Annotated in this window: 16 protein-coding genes; 9 read left to right on the plus strand and 7 right to left on the minus strand. The window is 73.0% G+C overall.

Going from position 1 to position 17,562, the window contains the following annotated elements; translation table 11 throughout:
• Positions 1-81: 81 nt before the first annotated feature.
• Both ACFWUZ_RS31385 and ACFWUZ_RS31390 read right to left on the minus strand, forming a co-directional pair.
• Entirely contained in the window at positions 82-291 is a 210-nt protein-coding gene (locus ACFWUZ_RS31385; RefSeq protein WP_384380453.1) for an acyl-CoA carboxylase epsilon subunit, read from the minus strand.
• Positions 292-308: 17 nt separating this feature from the next.
• Positions 309-1,904 (minus strand): acyl-CoA carboxylase subunit beta, encoded by a 1,596-nt coding sequence (locus ACFWUZ_RS31390; protein ID WP_384380456.1) that lies wholly within the window; start codon positions 1,902-1,904, stop codon positions 309-311.
• A 625-nt stretch (positions 1,905-2,529) separates the two neighbouring features.
• On the opposite strand from ACFWUZ_RS31390, the gene ACFWUZ_RS31395 reads away from it, so the two are divergent.
• The 5 genes from ACFWUZ_RS31395 to hutH all read left to right on the plus strand — a co-directional run bounded on the left by ACFWUZ_RS31395 (position 2,530) and on the right by hutH (position 8,372).
• Entirely contained in the window at positions 2,530-3,393 is an 864-nt protein-coding gene (locus tag ACFWUZ_RS31395; RefSeq protein WP_384380459.1) for a biotin--[acetyl-CoA-carboxylase] ligase, read from the plus strand.
• A 147-nt stretch (positions 3,394-3,540) separates the two neighbouring features.
• A complete protein-coding gene (locus tag ACFWUZ_RS31400) occupies positions 3,541-4,707 on the plus strand; it encodes an adenylate/guanylate cyclase domain-containing protein (protein WP_384380462.1) in 1,167 nt (388 codons plus the stop codon).
• A gap of 23 nt (positions 4,708-4,730) precedes the next feature.
• Positions 4,731-5,525, plus strand: a complete 795-nt coding sequence (locus tag ACFWUZ_RS31405; RefSeq protein ID WP_384380465.1) for an enoyl-CoA hydratase/isomerase family protein — start codon at positions 4,731-4,733, stop codon at positions 5,523-5,525.
• Positions 5,526-5,606: 81 nt separating this feature from the next.
• Positions 5,607-6,719, plus strand: a complete 1,113-nt coding sequence (locus tag ACFWUZ_RS31410; RefSeq protein WP_384380467.1) for a diguanylate cyclase domain-containing protein — start codon at positions 5,607-5,609, stop codon at positions 6,717-6,719.
• A gap of 111 nt (positions 6,720-6,830) precedes the next feature.
• Positions 6,831-8,372, plus strand: coding sequence for a histidine ammonia-lyase (gene hutH / locus ACFWUZ_RS31415; RefSeq protein ID WP_384380551.1), 1,542 nt, complete (start codon positions 6,831-6,833; stop codon positions 8,370-8,372).
• 69 nt (positions 8,373-8,441) lie between these two features.
• Here hutH and ACFWUZ_RS31420 read toward each other — a convergent pair whose 3' ends face one another.
• Positions 8,442-8,804, minus strand: a complete 363-nt coding sequence (locus ACFWUZ_RS31420; protein WP_384380469.1) for a hypothetical protein — start codon at positions 8,802-8,804, stop codon at positions 8,442-8,444.
• Positions 8,805-8,950: 146 nt separating this feature from the next.
• Here ACFWUZ_RS31420 and ACFWUZ_RS31425 point away from each other — a divergent pair, with 146 nt between their 5' ends.
• The 3 genes from ACFWUZ_RS31425 to ACFWUZ_RS31435 all read left to right on the plus strand — a co-directional run bounded on the left by ACFWUZ_RS31425 (position 8,951) and on the right by ACFWUZ_RS31435 (position 11,780).
• Positions 8,951-9,253, plus strand: coding sequence for a hypothetical protein (locus ACFWUZ_RS31425; RefSeq protein WP_384380471.1), 303 nt, complete (start codon positions 8,951-8,953; stop codon positions 9,251-9,253).
• A 132-nt stretch (positions 9,254-9,385) separates the two neighbouring features.
• Positions 9,386-10,654, plus strand: coding sequence for an Ig-like domain-containing protein (locus ACFWUZ_RS31430; protein WP_384380474.1), 1,269 nt, complete (start codon positions 9,386-9,388; stop codon positions 10,652-10,654).
• Between the two features lie 148 nt (positions 10,655-10,802).
• Entirely contained in the window at positions 10,803-11,780 is a 978-nt protein-coding gene (locus tag ACFWUZ_RS31435; protein WP_384380477.1) for a GNAT family N-acetyltransferase, read from the plus strand.
• A gap of 45 nt (positions 11,781-11,825) precedes the next feature.
• On the opposite strand, the gene ACFWUZ_RS31440 is transcribed toward ACFWUZ_RS31435, so the two are convergent.
• A complete protein-coding gene (locus ACFWUZ_RS31440) occupies positions 11,826-12,743 on the minus strand; it encodes a helix-turn-helix transcriptional regulator (protein ID WP_384380480.1) in 918 nt (305 codons plus the stop codon).
• 175 nt (positions 12,744-12,918) lie between these two features.
• On the opposite strand from ACFWUZ_RS31440, the gene ACFWUZ_RS31445 reads away from it, so the two are divergent.
• On the plus strand, positions 12,919-13,965 hold the full coding sequence (locus ACFWUZ_RS31445) for an NAD(P)-dependent alcohol dehydrogenase (protein WP_384380483.1): 1,047 nt from the start codon (positions 12,919-12,921) through the stop codon (positions 13,963-13,965).
• A gap of 60 nt (positions 13,966-14,025) precedes the next feature.
• Here the strand turns inward: ACFWUZ_RS31445 and msrA are convergent, their stop codons facing one another.
• The 3 genes from msrA to ACFWUZ_RS31460 all read right to left on the minus strand — a co-directional run bounded on the left by msrA (position 14,026) and on the right by ACFWUZ_RS31460 (position 17,539).
• A complete protein-coding gene (gene msrA / locus ACFWUZ_RS31450; protein WP_384380486.1) occupies positions 14,026-14,694 on the minus strand; it encodes a peptide-methionine (S)-S-oxide reductase MsrA in 669 nt (222 codons plus the stop codon).
• A gap of 95 nt (positions 14,695-14,789) precedes the next feature.
• Positions 14,790-15,944, minus strand: coding sequence for a hypothetical protein (locus ACFWUZ_RS31455; protein WP_384380489.1), 1,155 nt, complete (start codon positions 15,942-15,944; stop codon positions 14,790-14,792).
• Positions 15,941-17,539: a M48 family metalloprotease gene (locus tag ACFWUZ_RS31460; protein WP_384380492.1), complete on the minus strand. Its 1,599-nt coding sequence runs from the start codon at positions 17,537-17,539 to the stop codon at positions 15,941-15,943. The genes ACFWUZ_RS31455 and ACFWUZ_RS31460 overlap by 4 nt, the downstream gene beginning before the upstream one ends.
• Positions 17,540-17,562: the final 23 nt, after the last annotated feature.

Here is a 17,562-nt window from a genome sequence, read left to right on the forward strand (position 1 = left end):
GATCGTAGCGAACGCACGGCGGGCCGCCCCGGGGTGCGTGGCCGCGGGCTCACGCCCGCGGCCACCGGGGCCGCGGCCCGCCTATCCCGGCCAGTACGTACGGCCCCACGCGCGCGGCCCCGGCTGCGGCAGCCGGTGGCGCGCCACCCGGGCCGGTGCCGACCACTCGTCCGCCACCCGGAGCGCGCCCGGCGGCTGGGACGCCAGCGCCGCGGCGCGCGCCTGGACCACCGCCAGTGCGGCGGCCAGCTCCTCCGGGGTCGGGTTGCCCTTGACGACCTTGATCACCACAGAGACCTCCTGGAGGGCTAGAGGGGGATGTTGCCGTGCTTCTTCGGCGGCAGGGACTCCCGCTTGGTGCGCAGCTGCCGCAGCCCCTTCACCACGTGTGCCCGCGTCTCCGACGGCATGGCCACGGCGTCGATGTAACCGCGCTCGGCGGCCGTGTACGGGTTGAGCAGGGTGTCCTCGTACTCGGCGATGAGCCGGGCACGGGTCTCGTCGGCGGTACCGGCCTCCTCCGCCTCCGCGAGCGCGCGGCGGTGCAGGATGTTCACCGCGCCCTGCGCGCCCATGACGGCGATCTGCGCGGTCGGCCAGGCCAGGTTGAGGTCCGCGCCGAGGTGCTTGGAGCCCATGACGTCGTACGCGCCGCCGAAGGCCTTGCGGGTGATGACGGTGATCAGGGGGACGGTGGCCTCGGCGTACGCGTAGATCAGCTTCGCGCCTCGCCGGATGATTCCGTTGTACTCCTGGTCCGTGCCCGGCAGGAAGCCCGGGACGTCCACGAAGGTCAGCACCGGGATGTTGAAGGCGTCGCAGGTCCGTACGAACCGGGCCGCCTTCTCGGAGGCGTCGATGTCCAGGCAGCCGGCGAACTGCATCGGCTGGTTGGCGACGATGCCCACCGGGTGGCCCTCGACCCGGCCGAAGCCCGTGAGGATGTTCGGGGCGAAGAGCGACTGGGTCTCCAGGAACTCCGCGTCGTCGAGCACGTGCTCGATCACCGTGTGCATGTCGTACGGCTGGTTCGCGCTGTCCGGGATCAGCACGTCCAGTTCGAGGTCGGTCTCGGAGACCGCGGTGTCCGCCTCCTCCGGGAAGGCCGGCGGCTCGGAGAGGTTGTTCGACGGCAGGTACGCCAGCAGGGACTTGACGTACTCGATGGCGTCCTTCTCGTCCCCGGCCATGTGGTGGGCGACGCCCGACGTGCTGTTGTGCGTCCGCGCACCGCCCAGCTCCTCGAAGCCGACGTCCTCGCCGGTGACCGTCTTGATGACGTCCGGGCCGGTGATGAACATGTGCGAGGTCTGGTCGACCATGACCGTGAAGTCGGTGATGGCGGGGGAGTAGACGGCGCCGCCCGCACAGGGCCCGACCACCAGGCTGATCTGCGGGATCACGCCGGACGCGTGCACGTTGCGGCGGAAGATCTCGCCGTACATCCCGAGGGCGCTGACGCCCTCCTGGATGCGGGCGCCGCCGGAGTCGTTGATGCCGACGAGCGGGCAGCCGGTCTTCAGGGCGAAGTCCATGACCTTCATGATCTTCTGCCCGTAGACCTCGCCGAGGGCCCCGCCGAAGACGGTGAAGTCCTGGGAGAACACGGCGACCGGACGGCCGTCGACCGTGCCGTACCCGGTGACGACGCCGTCGCCGTACGGGCGGGTCTTCTCCAGACCGAAGTTCGTGGACCGGTGCCGGGCGAACTCGTCCAGTTCCACGAAGGAACCCTCGTCGAGGAGGAGGGCCACCCGCTCACGGGCCGTCAGCTTGCCCTTGGCGTGCTGCTTCTCCACGGCACGCGCCGAGCCGGCGTGGGTGGCTTCGTCGATGCGGCGCTGCAGGTCCGCGATCTTGCCCGCGGTGGTGTGCATGTCGATCGGCTCTGACGGTTGTGACATCGGGGTCGCGGCTCCCTGCGTGGTGTCAACGGCCTGGTCAATTGATTGACTACTGCTGGCTACTGGTGCGTAGCGTAACGGCGGGCATGGCGCTCGGCAGTGCGGCGTTTGACACACCTGAAGTGGCTTGCTTGGCCTCATCGCGTTCCCTAAGGAAGGTGAGTCCCCTCTTCACGGGTGGGGCTGCCCGCTTCGTCGCGCGCGCCCCGACCGGGAGGAGGGCTCCCGTGAGGATGACGCCCGCTCCCCAGGCGGACACCGCCGGCCCGGCGGCCGGAAGCGGGTGCAGGTCCAGGCGCGGACGCTCCAGGGCATCGTGTCGGCAGGGAGACGAACCAGCGGCCCGCCGGATCCCGGGACACCGTCACCCCGCTCGGTTCGGCGCGGTCCGGCGTTCCCGGCGCGTCCAGGCCTCGCTCCGGGCTGCGAGGGCAGGCTCGCAGAGGTTCCGCGCGCATCCGGAGGTCCGCGAGGTTCGGTGCCTGCGCGTCATCGGGGTAGAAACGGAACCTGAATGCCCTCTTTGCCGCAGAATTCCCCACAGCCCGGAAGCTAGGGTCGGTCATGATCCGAACGCGATCCCCGGGTCAAGGGATCACATACGGCGACACAAGGGAATCCGCCCATGCCATCAGATGCCTCAGCAGCTGCTTCCGCCGGTCGTTGGTCGAACCTCGACCGGCCGCCCCTCGACGCCGCCGCCCTCCAGCGGGCCGTCGTCACCGAGGGCGGGCTGTGGACCTCCCTGGAGGTGGTCGCGGCCACCGGGTCCACCAACAGTGACCTCGCCGCCCGGGCCGCGGCGCTGCCCGAGGGGGCCGTGCTCGTCGCCGAGGAGCAGACCGCCGGGCGCGGGCGGCTCGACCGGAGCTGGGTCGCCCCGCCCCGGTCCGGGCTGTTCTTCTCCGTGCTGCTCAAGCCGGGCGAGGCGGTGCCGCAGGAGCGGTGGGGCTGGCTGACCCTGCTCGCCGGCGTGGCGACCGCCACCGGGCTGTCCCGGGCGGCGGGCGTGGACACCTCCCTCAAATGGCCCAACGACCTCCTGGTCACCGTGGAGGGCGAGGAACGCAAGACCGGCGGGATCCTCGCCGAGCGGGTCGCCGGGGGCGTGGTCCTCGGGATCGGGCTCAACGTCTCCCTGACCGAGGACGAGCTGCCGGTCCCGGCCGCGGGCTCCCTCGCGCTGGCCAAGGCCACCGTGACCGACCGTGACCCGCTCCTGAAGGCCGTCCTGCGCTCCCTGGAGCAGTGGTACGGGAACTGGCGCGCCGCGGGCGGCGACCCGGCGGCCAGCGGCCTCCAGGAGACCTACGCCGCGGGCTGCGCCACCCTGGGCCGGCACGTCCGTGCGGAGCTCCCGGGCGGGCGCACGCTCACCGGAACGGCGGAAGCGGTCGACACGGACGGACGCCTGGTGATCCGCACGGCGGAGGACCGCCACGAGGCGGTCGGCGCGGGCGACGTGATCCACCTCCGTTCCGTGCACTGACCCCGGCGGGCGCCCCGGAGGCGGGCGAGCCGCCGGAGAGGGGAGTGAGGTACGGCACACCTGCCGTATGGTTTAGGCGATCCCGGTCCTAGCGGTGATCAACCGGTTCGGCAGGGCAGTGCGCACGGAATGGACAGGAGGCGGCCCTTGACCGTCGACGACCCTACGTCCAGCGCGTCCACCGGGCCCGGTGCCTCCGGATCCGGGCCGGGCACCCCCATCGGGCGCGGCCAGCACACGCCCCACCACGAGGTCGACCACACGGTGCAGCCGACGGCCGACCCCCTCGCCATCCGGCTGGAACAGCTGATCCTGGGCGCCGAGCGCCGCTACACGCCCTTCCAGGCCGCCCGCAGCGCCGGCGTCTCGATGGAGCTGGCCTCCCGCTTCTGGCGGGCCATGGGCTTCGCCGACATCGGCCAGGCCCGGGCGCTGACCGAGGCGGACGTACTGGCGCTGCGCCGCCTCGCCGGTCTGGTGGAGGCCGGGCTGCTGAGCGAGCCGATGGCGGTGCAGGTGGCGCGGTCCACCGGGCAGACGACGGCGCGCCTCGCGGAGTGGCAGATCGACTCCTTCCTGGAGGGGCTGACGGAGCCGCCGGAGCCGGGGATGACCCGTACGGAGGTCACGTACCCGCTGGTCGAGCTGCTGCTGCCGGAGCTGGAGGAGTTCCTCGTCTACGTGTGGCGGCGCCAGCTGGCGGCCGCCACCGGGCGGGTGGTGCAGGTGGCCGACGACGAGGAGATGGTCGACCGGCGGCTCGCGGTGGGCTTCGCGGACCTCGTGGGCTTCACCCGGCTGACGCGGCGGCTGGAGGAGGAGGAGCTCGGCGAGCTGGTCGAGACCTTCGAGACGACCGCGGCGGACCTGGTGGCCGCGTACGGGGGCCGGCTGATCAAGACGCTGGGCGACGAGGTGCTGTACTGCGCGGACGACGCGGGCACGGCGGCGGAGATCGCGCTGCGGCTCATCGAGACCATGGAGGCGGACCCGCAGATGCCGGAGCTGCGCGTCGGGATCGCCTTCGGCACGGTGACGACCCGGATGGGCGACGTCTTCGGGACCACCGTGAACCTGGCGAGCCGGCTGACGTCCATAGCGCCGAAGGACGCGGTGCTGGTGGACGGGGCGATGGCCGAGGAGCTGGCCCGGACCGGGGCCGCGCCGGTCTCGGAGAAGGAGGCCGAAGCGGCGCCGGAGGAGGGCGCGGCCTACCGTTTCGCGCTCCAGCCGATGTGGCAGCGGCCCGTCCGCGGGCTCGGGGTCGTGGAGCCCTGGTCGCTGACGCGGCGGAAGCCTAGGATCCCCGGGTAACGTTCGTTAACCGGGAGGGTCCTGTGCCTGTGCAGTCGGAGTTCGTAGCGGTACGTCGGCACGGTGACGACGGGGTCGCGGAGCTGGTCCTGGACCGGCCCAAGGCGATGAACGCGGTGTCGACCGAGATGGCCCGCGCGATCGGGGCGGCCTGCGCCGAGCTGGCCGCGGACCCCTCCGTGCGGGTGGTGGTGCTCTCCTCCTCCGCCGAGCGGGCCTTCTGCGTCGGCGCCGACCTCAAGGAGCGCAACTCGCTGTCGGACGCCGAGCTGGTGCGGCAGCGGCCGACCACGCGCGGTGCGTACGGGGGCGTGCTGGAGCTCCCGGTGCCCACCATCGCGGCGGTGCACGGCTTCGCCCTGGGCGGCGGCTTCGAGCTGGCCCTGGCCTGCGACGTGATCGTGGCGGACGAGACGGCGGTGGTCGGCCTGCCGGAGGTGTCGGTCGGGGTGATCCCGGGGGGCGGGGGCACGCAGCTGCTGCCGCGCCGGGTGGGTGCGGCGCGGGCCGCGGAGCTGATCTTCACGGCGCGCCGGGTGGAGGCGGCCGAAGCGCTGGCCCTGGGCCTGGTGGACTCGGTGGTCGCGGCCGGGCAGGACACGGCGGAGGCGCTGGCCCTGGCGGCCCGGATGGCGGCGCACTCACCGGTGGGCCTGCGGGCGGCCAAGCGCGCGCTGCGGCTCGGTCACGGGATGGACCTGGCGGCCGGGCTGGAGATCGAGGACGCGGCCTGGCGGACGGTGGCCTTCTCCGGCGACCGTGCGGAGGGCGTGGCGGCGTTCAACGAGAAGCGCAAGCCGAACTGGCCGGGGCAGTAGGCGGTCACCCTGGTGATGCCGCCCGTACCGATTGCCGCGCCCATTGTCACTAAATCGGACAAAATTCCCTAACCTGGGGTGATGGGAGTCGACGGGCGGCTGCGAGCCGTGGTGAGCCTCGCGCAGGCGATGGCCGCGGCCTGCGCGCCGAGGGACAGTGTGCGCGCGGCGGCGCGGGGGGCGCGGACGGCGCTGGACGGCTCGTTCGCCGCGATCTCCGCGTGGGAGCGCGAGCGGGGGTGCCTTCGGGTGCTCGTGAACGAGGGCGAGCGCCGGCCCGGGGAGGAGGAGTTCCCCGAGGACGAGTCCTACCCGGTGCACGACTTCCCCGAGATCACCGAGTTCCTGCACGAGCGGTGGGCCGGCGGGGGCGGACCCCACGCCTGGGTCGAGAGCGCCGTCGGCGACCGCCCCGGACGCCGCGGCGAGGCCCTGCGCCACCGCGGGCGCGGCACCTGCGTCGTGGCGCCCGTGGTGCTCAGCGGGCGCGCCTGGGGCGAGCTGTACGTCGCCCGGGACGAGGGCCTGCCCGACTTCGACGAGGACGACGCCGCGTTCGCGACGGTGCTCGCCGCGGTGGTCGCGGCCGGGCTCGCGCAGAACGAACGGCTGGAGGAGGCCCGGCGGCTCGCCTTCACCGACCCGCTGACCGGCCTCGCCAACCGGCGCGCGGTCGACATGCGCCTCGACGAGGCCCTGGAGGAGCACCGGCGGACCGGGGTCGTCGTCAGCCTGGTGGTGTGCGACCTGAACGGGCTCAAGAAGGTCAACGACACCCTCGGCCACGCCATGGGCGACCGGCTGCTGGAGCGCTTCGGCTCGGTGCTCAGCCTGTGCGGGGCCATGCTGCCCGGCGCGCTGGTGGCCCGGCTCGGCGGTGACGAGTTCTGCCTGGTCGGGGTCGGCCCGAGCGCCGACGAGGTGGTGCGGGTGACCGAGGAGCTGTGCACCCGGGCCGCGGAGCTGGAGCTGGGCGAGGGCGTGGCCTGCGGGGTGGCGTCCACCGGGGACCCGATCGGGCTGGTCAAATCCTCCCGGCGGCTGTTCCGGCTCGCCGACGCCGCCCAGTACAAGGCCAAGGCCGCGCGGTCCCCGAAGCCCGTCGTGGCGGGGCGGGACACCGCCGTGGTGCCGCTCGCCGACGCGGCTCAGGAGGGCACGGCCGACCGCCGCCGGTTCCGCGGGCGCAGCTAGGCCGTGTCGTGCCCATCGGCCTCCCGCGTAAGGGGCCCGGCCGCCGCTGACTCGTGACGGGGCCAGCTAGTGACATGGAGCGATTCAATCCGTAGGGTGCTGAATATGGATATGCACACTGTCGTGGTGGGGACCTCCGGGACCACCGCCGAGGACGTCATCGCCGTCGCCCGCGGCAACGCGCGGGTCGAGCTGTCCGGCGAGGCGCTCGACGCCCTCGCCCGCTCCCGCGAGATCGTCGACGCCCTCGCCGCCAAGCCCGAGCCCGTCTACGGGGTGTCCACCGGCTTCGGTGCGCTCGCCTCCCGCCACATCAGTCCCGAGCTGCGCGCGCAGCTCCAGCGCAACATCGTCCGCTCGCACGCCGCCGGCATGGGCCCGCGCGTCGAGCGGGAGGTCGTCCGGGCCCTGATGTTCCTCCGGCTCAAGACCGTCGCCTCGGGGCACACCGGCGTACGCCCCTCGGTGGCGCAGACCATGGCCGACGTCCTCAATGCCGGGATCACCCCCGTCGTGCACGAGTACGGCTCGCTCGGCTGCTCCGGCGACCTCGCACCGCTGTCCCACTGCGCGCTCGCGCTCATGGGCGAGGGCAACGCCGAGGGTCCGGACGGGGTCGTCCGGCCTGCCGGGGAACTGCTCGCCGAAGCCGGGATCGAGCCGGTGGAACTGCGCGAGAAGGAGGGCCTCGCCCTCCTCAACGGCACCGACGGCATGCTCGGCATGCTGGTCATGGCCCTCGCCGACCTCGGCAAGCTCTACACCTCGGCCGACATCACCGCCGCGCTGACCCTGGAGGCCCTGCTCGGCACCGAGAAGGTCCTCGCCCCCGAGCTGCACGCCATCCGCCCGCACCCGGGCCAGGGGGCCTCCGCCGCCAACATGGCGGCCGTGCTCAAGGGCTCCGGGCTGACGGGCCACTTCCAGGAGGAGTCCGCCCCGCGCGTGCAGGACGCGTACTCCGTGCGCTGCGCCCCGCAGGTCGCGGGCGCGGGCCGCGACACCATGGCGCACGCCGCGCTGGTGGCCTCCCGCGAGCTGGCCGCCGCCGTGGACAACCCGGTGGTCCTGCCCGACGGCCGCGTCGAGTCCAACGGCAACTTCCACGGCGCCCCGGTCGCCTACGTCCTGGACTTCCTCGCCATCGCGGCCGCCGACCTCGGCTCCATCGCCGAGCGGCGCACCGACCGGCTGCTGGACAAGAACCGCTCGCACGGGCTGCCGCCCTTCCTCGCGGACGACGCGGGCGTCGACTCCGGGCTGATGATCGCCCAGTACACGCAGGCCGCGCTGGTCAGCGAGATGAAGCGGCTCGCCGTGCCCGCGTCCGCCGACTCGATCCCCTCCTCCGCGATGCAGGAGGACCACGTCTCCATGGGGTGGTCGGCCGCGCGCAAGCTCCGTACGGCCGTCGACAACCTCACCCGGATCGTCGCGATCGAGCTGTACGCGGCCACCCGCGCCATCGAGCTGCGCCACGGCCTCACCGCCGCCCCGGCCAGCCGGGCCGCGATCGAGGCCGCCCGTGCGGCGGGCGTGGAGGGTCCGGGGCCGGATCGTTTCCTCGCCCCCGACCTGGCGGCTGCCGACGCATTCGTGCGCAGTGGTGCGCTCGTCGCGGCCGTGGAGTCCGTGACGGGTCCGCTCGCCTGACGGACGCCGCAGTACGAGCGAGGGCCGTCCCCGGGGGCGGCCCTCGCTGCGCGTTGCGGCGCGGCCGGACTACGGGGTGCGGGAGCGGTGCACCGAGAAGGTCACGAAGCCGGCTCCCAGGCCCAGCAGGAGCGTGCCGCCGAGCACGTAGGGCGTGGTGTCGACGGAGCCGGTGTCGGCCAGGGAGAGCGGGGCGGGCGCGGCCTGCGGGGCCGTACGGGGACTCGTACCGGCATCCGTGCCGGAGCCCGGGGCCGGAACGGAACCGGAAGCCGCGGCAGGCGGTGTCACGGGGGTGTTCGCCCCCGCGGGCGTGCCGGAAGCGCCCGTGGTGTGCCCGGGTGCGGTCGCGCCCGCGGAGGGCACGAACCAGAGGGCGGCGAGGAGGGTGGTCGCTCCGAGAGCGGTGAGCAGCGGTCGACGTGCGGACACGGTGCGATCCCCCTTGTGGCAGCAGCGAATTGGCCGTGTGCGGTGATGCTACGGAAAGGGGCGGGTCGTGGGAAAGCCGGGGGTTCCGCGGGCTTACGCTCCGTCGTATGAACCCTTCTGAGACATCACGATACGTACGGCTTCGGGTGGATCTGGTCCTTGAGGTGCCGGATCCGCAGGCACTCACCGGAGCCGCGCTGGACCACATCAAGGCCGACGAGTTCATGCCGGACGAGGAGCGCGGCCACGCGGAGTCCGCCGTCCGCGAGGACGAATCGGAAGCCCTGGCCTACCTGGTGGACCCCACCGACCTGGTCGCGGAGATCCCCGGGGTCGAGCTGGCGCAGGCCTCCTGGAGCAGCGAGCCCGTCGAATACGACCCCGAGTCGATGGAGTGGGACCTGGACGGGGAAGATGGGGACTTCGACGAAGAGAACGACAACGCCTGACCGTGGGGTTGCCCACATCCGAACGGGATGTGGAACCGACCCGCGACGTTAACGCGTTGTCAGGGCGAGGCAGGGGGTGCGTCCCCCTGCCCGGCCAGCCCCGGGACGGCAGCCTCGGGGTTTCCGGCAACGATGGAGTGGCGTGTGAGGACGGACAGCAAGCGGCGGAGAAGGTCCCTGGCGGCCGTGTCCGCCGTGCTCGGCGGCGTACTGATGCTCTCGGCGTGCAACGACGGGGGCGGCGAGCCGAAGGGCAACGGTGAGGCCAGCAAGTCCCAGGCGGAAGTGGACGCGGCGGCGGCGAAGGACGCCTCCAAGGCCCGAATAGAGATCACGCCCAAGGACGGTGCCACGAACGTGGCTCTGAACGACGGCGCCGGTGTCACCGTCAGCGACGGCACGCTCACCAAGGTCGAGCTGAAGACCAGCGAGGGCGCGGCGGTGGCCGGCAAGATAGCCGCCGACGGCAAGAGCTGGAAGCCCGACGCCGCGCTGAAGCGCTCCACGAAGTACGCCCTGGCGGCGACCGCGAAGGACGCCGACGGCAAGGAGGCGCACGAGAACGCCTCCTTCACCACCCTCTCCCCGGAGAACAGCTTCATCGCCTCGTTCGTCCCGGAGGAGGGCCAGACCGTCGGCGTGGGCATGCCGGTCTCCCTCACCTTCAACAAGCCGATCAAGGACCCGAAGGCGGTCCAGGCGGCCATCTCCGTCTCCTCCAGCAGCGGCCAGGAGGTCGTCGGCCACTGGTTCGGCAACCAGCGGCTCGACTTCCGTCCCGAGCAGTACTGGCAGGCGAACTCCACCGTCACCCTGAAGCTGGAGCTCCAGGGCGTGCAGGGCGCACCCGGCATCCAGGGCGTGCAGAGCAAGACCGTCACCTTCAAGATCGGCCGGAGCCAGGTCTCCACCGTCGACGTGAAGGCGAAGACGATGACGGTCACCCGCGACGGCGCGGTCCTCAAGACCATCCCGATCTCGGCCGGCGCCCCGGCGAACCCCACGTACAACGGTCAGATGGTGATCTCCGAGAAGTTCAAGGAGACCCGGATGGACGGCGCCACCGTCGGCTTCAAGAACGAAGAGGGCAAGGGCGAGTACGACATCAAGGACGTCCCGCACGCGATGCGGCTGTCCACCTCCGGAACCTTCATCCACGGCAACTACTGGGGTGCCGACTCGGTCTTCGGCAAGGTGAACACCAGCCACGGCTGCGTCGGTCTGAACGACGCCAAGGGCGCCAACGACCCCAACCAGCCCGGTGCCTGGTTCTTCGACAACTCGCTGATCGGCGACGTGGTCACCGTGGTGAACTCCCCGGACAAGACCATCAAGCCGGACAACGGCCTCAACGGCTGGAACATGCCGTGGGCCGAGTGGAAGGCCGGCTCGGCCTCCTGACGGCGCGGCACATCGACGGCGGACGGCCGGGAACCCCACGGGTTCCCGGCCGTCCGCCGTCCTGCGTCGCGGCCGGGCCGGACACCGCCGCGCACCCTGACCCGATATCCCCGCGCACCCGGACCGGGGCCCGGTCTAGGGTCCGGACATGATGATCCATTCCCTGACCCCGCCCCCGTCCGACGCGGAGGTGGACCGCTGGCTGGCGGTCCTGACCGCCACCGCGGCCACCGACCTGCCCGACCTGCCGCCCCCCGCCCGGGTGGAGACCGCCGGGCGGCTGTGCGTGGCACCGGTCCGCGGACGCCCGTTCCTGTGGACGGCGGACGACGGGGCGGGCGTGGCGGGCCTGCTGCTGTTCTCGGAGGAGGCCAACCGGCACACCGCCTTCCTCGACGTCCTCGCCGTACGCCCCGACGCGCGGCGGCGGGGCGTGGGCACCGCCCTGTGGGAGCGGGTCCGCCGGGAGCTGCTCGCGGACGGCCGGACCTCGGTCGCCACCATGGTCGACCTGGGCGGCCCCGGACAGGCCTTCGCGGAGGCCGTCGGGTTCGAGAACGTCCTCCCGATGGCCTGGTACGTCCAGGACGTGCCGGAGCCGCGGACGGTGGAGGTCCCGGCCACACCGGGCTACACCCTGATGACCTGGCACGGCCTCACCCCGGACGACCGGGTGCGGGCACTGGCCGTGGCGCACGGGGCGATGGCGGACGCGCCCACCGGGGACCTGGACCAGCGCAACGACAGCTGGGGCGCGGAGCGGCTGCACGCCGTGCAGCGCCTCGCCCTCGACCGGGGCGGCGAACTCACCACCGTCGCGGCGGTGACCGACGCGGGCGAGGTGGCGGCGTACACGGTCGTCGTCCTGCCCGACCCCGGCGGCCCGCGGGCCGTCCAGTACGACACGGTCGTCGTCCCCGGCCACCGCGGCCACGGCCTCGGCCGCGCCGTGAAGCAGCACATGCTGCGGGAGGCGGCCGAGCGGTATCCGGGGCTGCGCACCATCGCCACGACGGTGGCGGACGAGAACATCCCGATGCGGACGGTGAACGAGGCCCTGGGCTACCGGCACGAACGCGACACGGCCCTGTTCCAGTACAAGGTCCAGGGGCCGCCCGCGCGATGACTCCGGCGGCGGACCCTGCGCTCGGCCCGTCGGCCCGTCGGCCCGTCAGCCCGTTGCCCCCTGCTCCGAAGCCGAGGCGGCGGAGGGAGAGCCGGCCGCGGGGGAGCCGGGCGCGGCCGGGGAGGCCCACGAGGACAGCAGCCGCAGGGCGTCCCAGGACGGCGAGCCGGGGGCCGCGTGGTACACCACCAGCCCCTGCTCCGGATCGTCGGGCAGCCGCAAGGTCTCGAACGACAGGCTCAGCTCACCCACCAGCGGATGCCGCAGCCGCTTCACCCCGTGCGTCTTGTCCGCGACCGTGTGCGCCGCCCACAGCCGCCGGAACTCATCGTTCTTCACCGACAGCTCGCCGACCAGCGAGGACAGCTGCTCGTCGTCCGGGTGCCGGCCCGCGTACACGCGCAGGTTGCTCACCACCTCGCACGCCCGGCACTCCCAGTCCGCGTACAGCTCCGCCGTCGCCGGGTCCAGGAAGACCAGCCGCACGAGGTTCCGCTCGGCCGCGGGCAGCGCCCCGAAGTCCCCGAAGACCTCCGCCGCCAGCCGGTTCCAGCCGATGACGTCCTGGCGCCGCCCCACGAGGTACGCCGGTACGCCGTCCATCGCCTCCAGCAGCGTCCGCAGCTCCGGGCGGACCAGCTGGGGCCGGTGCGGCCGGCGCCGCTGCCTGCGCGGGGCGGGCCGGGCCAGGTGGGTGAGGTGGGCGGTCTCCGTGCCGTCGAGCCGCAGCGCCCGCGCGATCGCGTCGAGCACCTGCGCCGACACGTTCTGTCCGTTGCCCTGTTCCAGCCGCGTGTAGTACGCGACCGACACCCCGGCCAGCTGCGCCAGCTCCTCGCGGCGCAGGCCGGGCACGCGCCGGTGGCGCCCGTGGTCCGGCAGGCCCACGTCCTCGGGGCGCAGCCGCGCACGGCGGGAGCGGAGGAACTCGCCGAGCTCGGCCCGCTGATCAAGGTGGTCCATACCGCCAGTATCCCCGCGCGGCACGGCGCGGGCCGGGCCTGAACCTGACCCCGCCAAGGGTAGGTCCGCCAGTCCTAGGCAGGACAGGGGGCTGGGTGGGCGCGGCCGGTCCCGGCAGGCTGGAATCCGTCACCCCCACGACGTCCCACCCCGAGCAGCACCGAGGAGCATCCTCATGTCCGTCACCCAGGTCGCCGCCTACGCCGCCCCCGCGGCCAAGGCCCCGCTGGAGCGCACCACCGTCCCCCGCCGCCCCGTCGGCGAGCACGACGTCCTCATCGACATCAAGTACGCGGGTATCTGCCACTCCGACATCCACCAGGCGCGCGACGGCTGGGGCGAGGGCATCTTCCCGATGGTCCCCGGCCACGAGATCGCCGGTGTCGTCGCCGAGGCCGGACCCGGCGTGACCAGGTTCGCGGTGGGGGACCGCGTGGGCGTCGGCTGCTTCGTCGACTCCTGCCGCGCGTGCGCGTACTGCCTGCGCGGCCAGGAGCAGTACTGCGTCGAGGGCATGACCGGCACGTACAACGCCCGCGACAAGGACGGCGAGCCCACGTACGGCGGCTACTCCACGCATGTCGTCGTCGACGAGAACTACACCGTCCGCATTCCGGAGGGCCTCGCCCTCGACGTCGCGGCCCCGCTGCTGTGCGCGGGCATCACCCTCTACTCGCCGCTGAAGCACTGGGGCGCCGGCCCCGGCAAGAAGGTCGCGATCGTCGGGCTCGGCGGCCTCGGCCACATGGGCGTGAAGATCGCCCACGCGCTGGGCGCGGAGGTCACCGTCCTCTCGCAGAGCCTGCGCAAGAAGGAGGACGGGCTGAAGCTCGGCGCCGACCACTACTACGCCACGAACGACCCGGCCACCTTCGAGGAACTGGCCGGCCGCTTCGACCTGATCGTGTCCACCGTGTCCGCGCCGCTGCGCCTCGACGCGTACCTCGGCCTGCTGAAGGTCGACGGCGCGCTGGTGAACGTCGGTGCCCCGGAGGAACCGGTCGAACTGAACCTGTTCTCCGTGATCGGCGGCCGCAAGACCCTCGCCGGATCGATGATCGGCGGGATCGCCGAAACCCAGGAGATGCTCGACTTCTGTGCCGGGCACGGCCTGGGTTCGGAGATCGAGCTGATCGGGGCGGACCGGATCAACGAGGCCTACGAGCGGGTCCTGGCCAGCGACGTCCGCTACCGCTTCGTGATCGACGCCTCAACCATCTGACCGGCGAGGAGCCCGCCGGGCGCCGCTCACCCCGGGACGGCTTCCGTCACCTGCCGGCGGTCACTCCCCGGGTGCCGCGGCCACGCCGATCGGGCAGGAGACGCCCGTACCGCCGATGCCGCAGTACCCCGACGGGTTCTTGTCGAGGTACTGCTGGTGCGCGGCCTCCGCGGGCCAGAAGGGGCGCTCCGACGCGGGGAGGACGGCCGTGGTGATCTCCCCGTAGCCCGAGGCGGTCAGGACCTGCTGGTAGGCCGTGCGGGAGGCTTCGGCCGTCGCCTGGTGGGCGGGGGAGTGCGTGTAGACCGCCGAACGGTACTGGGTGCCCACGTCATTGCCCTGGCGGAAGCCCTGGGTGGGGTCGTGGGACTCCCAGAACAGCTTCAGCAGCGCCGCGTACGGGACGACCTCGGGGTCGAAGACCACGCGGACGACCTCGGTGTGGCCGGTGAGGCCCGAGCAGACTTCCTCGTAGGTCGGGTTCTCGGTGAAGCCGCCCTGGTATCCGGCCAGGGTGGTCCACACCCCCGGGGTCTGCCAGAACTTGCGCTCGGCGCCCCAGAAGCAGCCCAGCCCGAAGTCCGCGACCTCCAGCCCGGCGGGGTACGGGCCGGAAAGCGGGTTGCCGAGGACCGTGTGCCGGCCGGGGACGGGGAACAGGGGCTCCGCGCGGCCCTTCAGGGCCTGCTCACGGGTGGGGAGTTCGGGGGTGCGGCGGTACGAGAACATGGATTCCCTCCTTGTGGGAGTGTCAACGGCCGGGGGCGGGCGGGGATTCCCCCGGCCCGCCCCCGGCCCCTCACGCGCCGTGCGCGCAGTGCCCCTCAGGCGTCCCGGGCGACCAGGGACACCGCGAAGTTCCGCGCGTACAGGTAGCGGCGCTCCGGAGTCCCCGAGTACGACCACGGCATGGCCCCGATGTGGCCGTCGATGTGGCGGAACTGCTCGACCGCCTCCGCGTCCCGGTCCTGCCAGAACAGGAGGAACGCCAGCATGTGCCGCATCAGCGGCGCCTGCGGGTGGTCGGCGCCGGCCGCCGCCAGGTCCGCGAGTGCCGCGTCCACCGCGGCGAGGATCTCCGGCTCCTTGTAGTAGGTGTCGACCGCGAGGTCGTCCTCGTCCGTCTCCTTCTCGAAGTGCGCGATCAGCGGGAGCAGCGACAGCAGGTCGCCGGGCTCGCCCGCGGCCGCCGACTCCTGGGCGAAGGCGAGCGCCAGCTCGTGCGAGCCGCGCCATTTGCGGCACCAGAACTGGAGGGCGGTGCAGTGAGCCCACAGCACCTTCGGGGCGCGCCGGGTGATCTGCTCCCACAGCTCCCGGTAGCGCTCGTGCGAGTAGCCCAGGTCGAACGCGATGGGCTGTTCCACGATGTACGGGGTGGGGTCCGCGGGGTCGGCCAGCCGCTGGGCCTCGTGCGCGTCCTGCGCGGCCTTGGTCAGCAGCTGGTGGAAGAGCCGGAACTGCTCCTGCGTGGTGTGGCCGGCGCGCAGGGAGCCCCGTACGTTCCAGGCGACCTGCACCGAGGTGTCGGCGTTGACCAGCGCGGCCGTGGGGTCCGAGGGCCGGGCCGCACGCCAGGCCAGCAGCCAGGCGTCGTCCTCGGCCGCTGCTTCGGCCAGCGGGTGGACGCGCTCCATCCGCTCCTGCCAGTCCTGTCCGGCGGCCTCGACGTAGGCGGCCGCGGCCGCCCAGTCGCCCGCCTGGGCGGCCGCCAGCGCGGCGGCGCGCTCCGGCGGTACGGGCGCGGGGTTGTCCGTGTCGAGGTCGGCCTCCGGTACGAAGCCCTGGGCGACGGCCGTGGCTGCCCGTTCGGCCTCCTCCGCTTCCTCCTGCCCGGTCCCGATGGCCTGCGTCCGGGCGTCCAGGACGCCGATCTCGGCTTCGAGGGCTCTGGCCTTGCGGATGTAGTAGACGCCCCGCAGGACCCAGAGGGCCCCGGCGAGGAGGAGGACGCCGAAGACGGCGAGAGCGATGATCACGGGGCAAGTACCAGCTTTCGCAGGGGTTCGGTGTCGCACTGGTCCGCGGTGGCCGCGTCCAGGGCCGGGCCGATCTCGTCCTCGAAGCCCGGGACGGGGTAGGTCAGGACGGCCGAGTCGGACCAGGACATCTGCCAGCGGGCCGCGCCGCGGGCCGTCAGCTCGACGGTGACCAGCTGGTTGAGGGCGCCCCGCAGGACCGGGCGGGCGAACTCGCGGGCCGTGCGGCCGGTGGCGGCTTGCGCCTTCTCGGACTTCGGGAAGCGGTCGGTGATCCGCCAGCGCACCGCCGGGTCGGCGTCGATGGCGTCCAGCAGCGTGCCCAGGTCCGGGCCCGCCCCCTCGGCGGTGAGGACGTCACGGACGTCCTGGGCGCCCTGGCCGACGTACAGGGTCATCGATTCGTGGACGAGCTCCTCCCAGCCGACCCGCTTGAGCGCGAGGGCCTCCGGGGCGAGGACGGCCCCTTCCAGCGCGGTCAGTGCCCGGTCCGCGTCGGCCAGCAGACCGAGGGCCGGACCGGTGCCCAGGCCGGTGCGGCCGTCGTCGGGCAGCGCCTCGATGCGGGCCACGCGGTCGGCGAGCGCGGGGTGGGAGTCGTAGGGGGAGGCGGGCTCGGTGGACAGCTCCTCGCGCAGGCCGTCGAGCTCCTGCGCGCGGGCGTCCAGGAGGTGGCGCAGGCCGCCGAAGACCTGGCCGGGCAGGGGCAGCAGGCCGGCGCCGACGCCGAGGGTGGCGTACGAGGCCATGTAGAAGCCGTGCGCCGAGTCCAGGGCGTTGATCTCCCGCAGCGCCGATGCGGCGGAGTCGCGGCCGGCGACGCGGACCGAGGCGAGGTCGGCGGCGAGCTCCTGGCGGCGGGCGGAGGAGAGGGTGGCCCGCATGTAGAACTTCGCGTACGCCGTGTACAGCTTGGCCATGGCGCGGTACATCGCCCCGTCGCCGGTGGTGTCGATCTCCTTGGCCTTCTTGCCCTTGGCGATCCGCTTCCCGGCCTTCTTCTCCTGCTTCGCGCGCTCCTTGGCGACCTTGTTCTCGGCGCGGGCTTCGAAGTGCTCGATGGTGCGGATCAGCTGGGCCCGGCCGCGTGCGATGAGCGGGGTCAGGCGGGTGTCGAGGTTGGCGTAGTGGCCCATCTCGTGCGCGAGCACGGCCCGCAGCTGCATCTCGTCCAGGCCCGTCATCAGCGGCAGGCCGATGTACAGGCTCCGGGTGCCGGAGCGCAGTCCCAGCAGCTTCGCGTCCTCGCTGACGGCCGCGTTGACCTCGTCGACGAGCACGATCTCGTCCGGGGCGCGGGTGCCGACCTGCTGCGCGACCTCGCGCACGGCCTGCCACAGCACGGGCTCCTGCGCCTCGGTGACGGGGAGGCCGGCCGGCGGTTCGCCCTTGGGGGTGCGGAGCATGAACATGCCGCGCACGATCGGGACGGCGAGGACGGCGGAGACGATGAGGACCTTGGCGGCGGCCGGACCGTGCAGCCAGGTGACCGCCGCGAAGTCCGCGGCGGCGAGGACGGCCAGCAGGACGAGGCCGAGCAGGTAGAAGCCTGCGAGCAGGACGAGGGCGCGCGTGGCGCGCAGTGAAGCGCCCATATGGACAGATCCCCCCACGGGAC

It is taken from the genome of Streptomyces sp. NPDC058646, assembly GCF_042716875.1.
Taxonomy (GTDB): domain Bacteria; phylum Actinomycetota; class Actinomycetes; order Streptomycetales; family Streptomycetaceae; genus Streptomyces.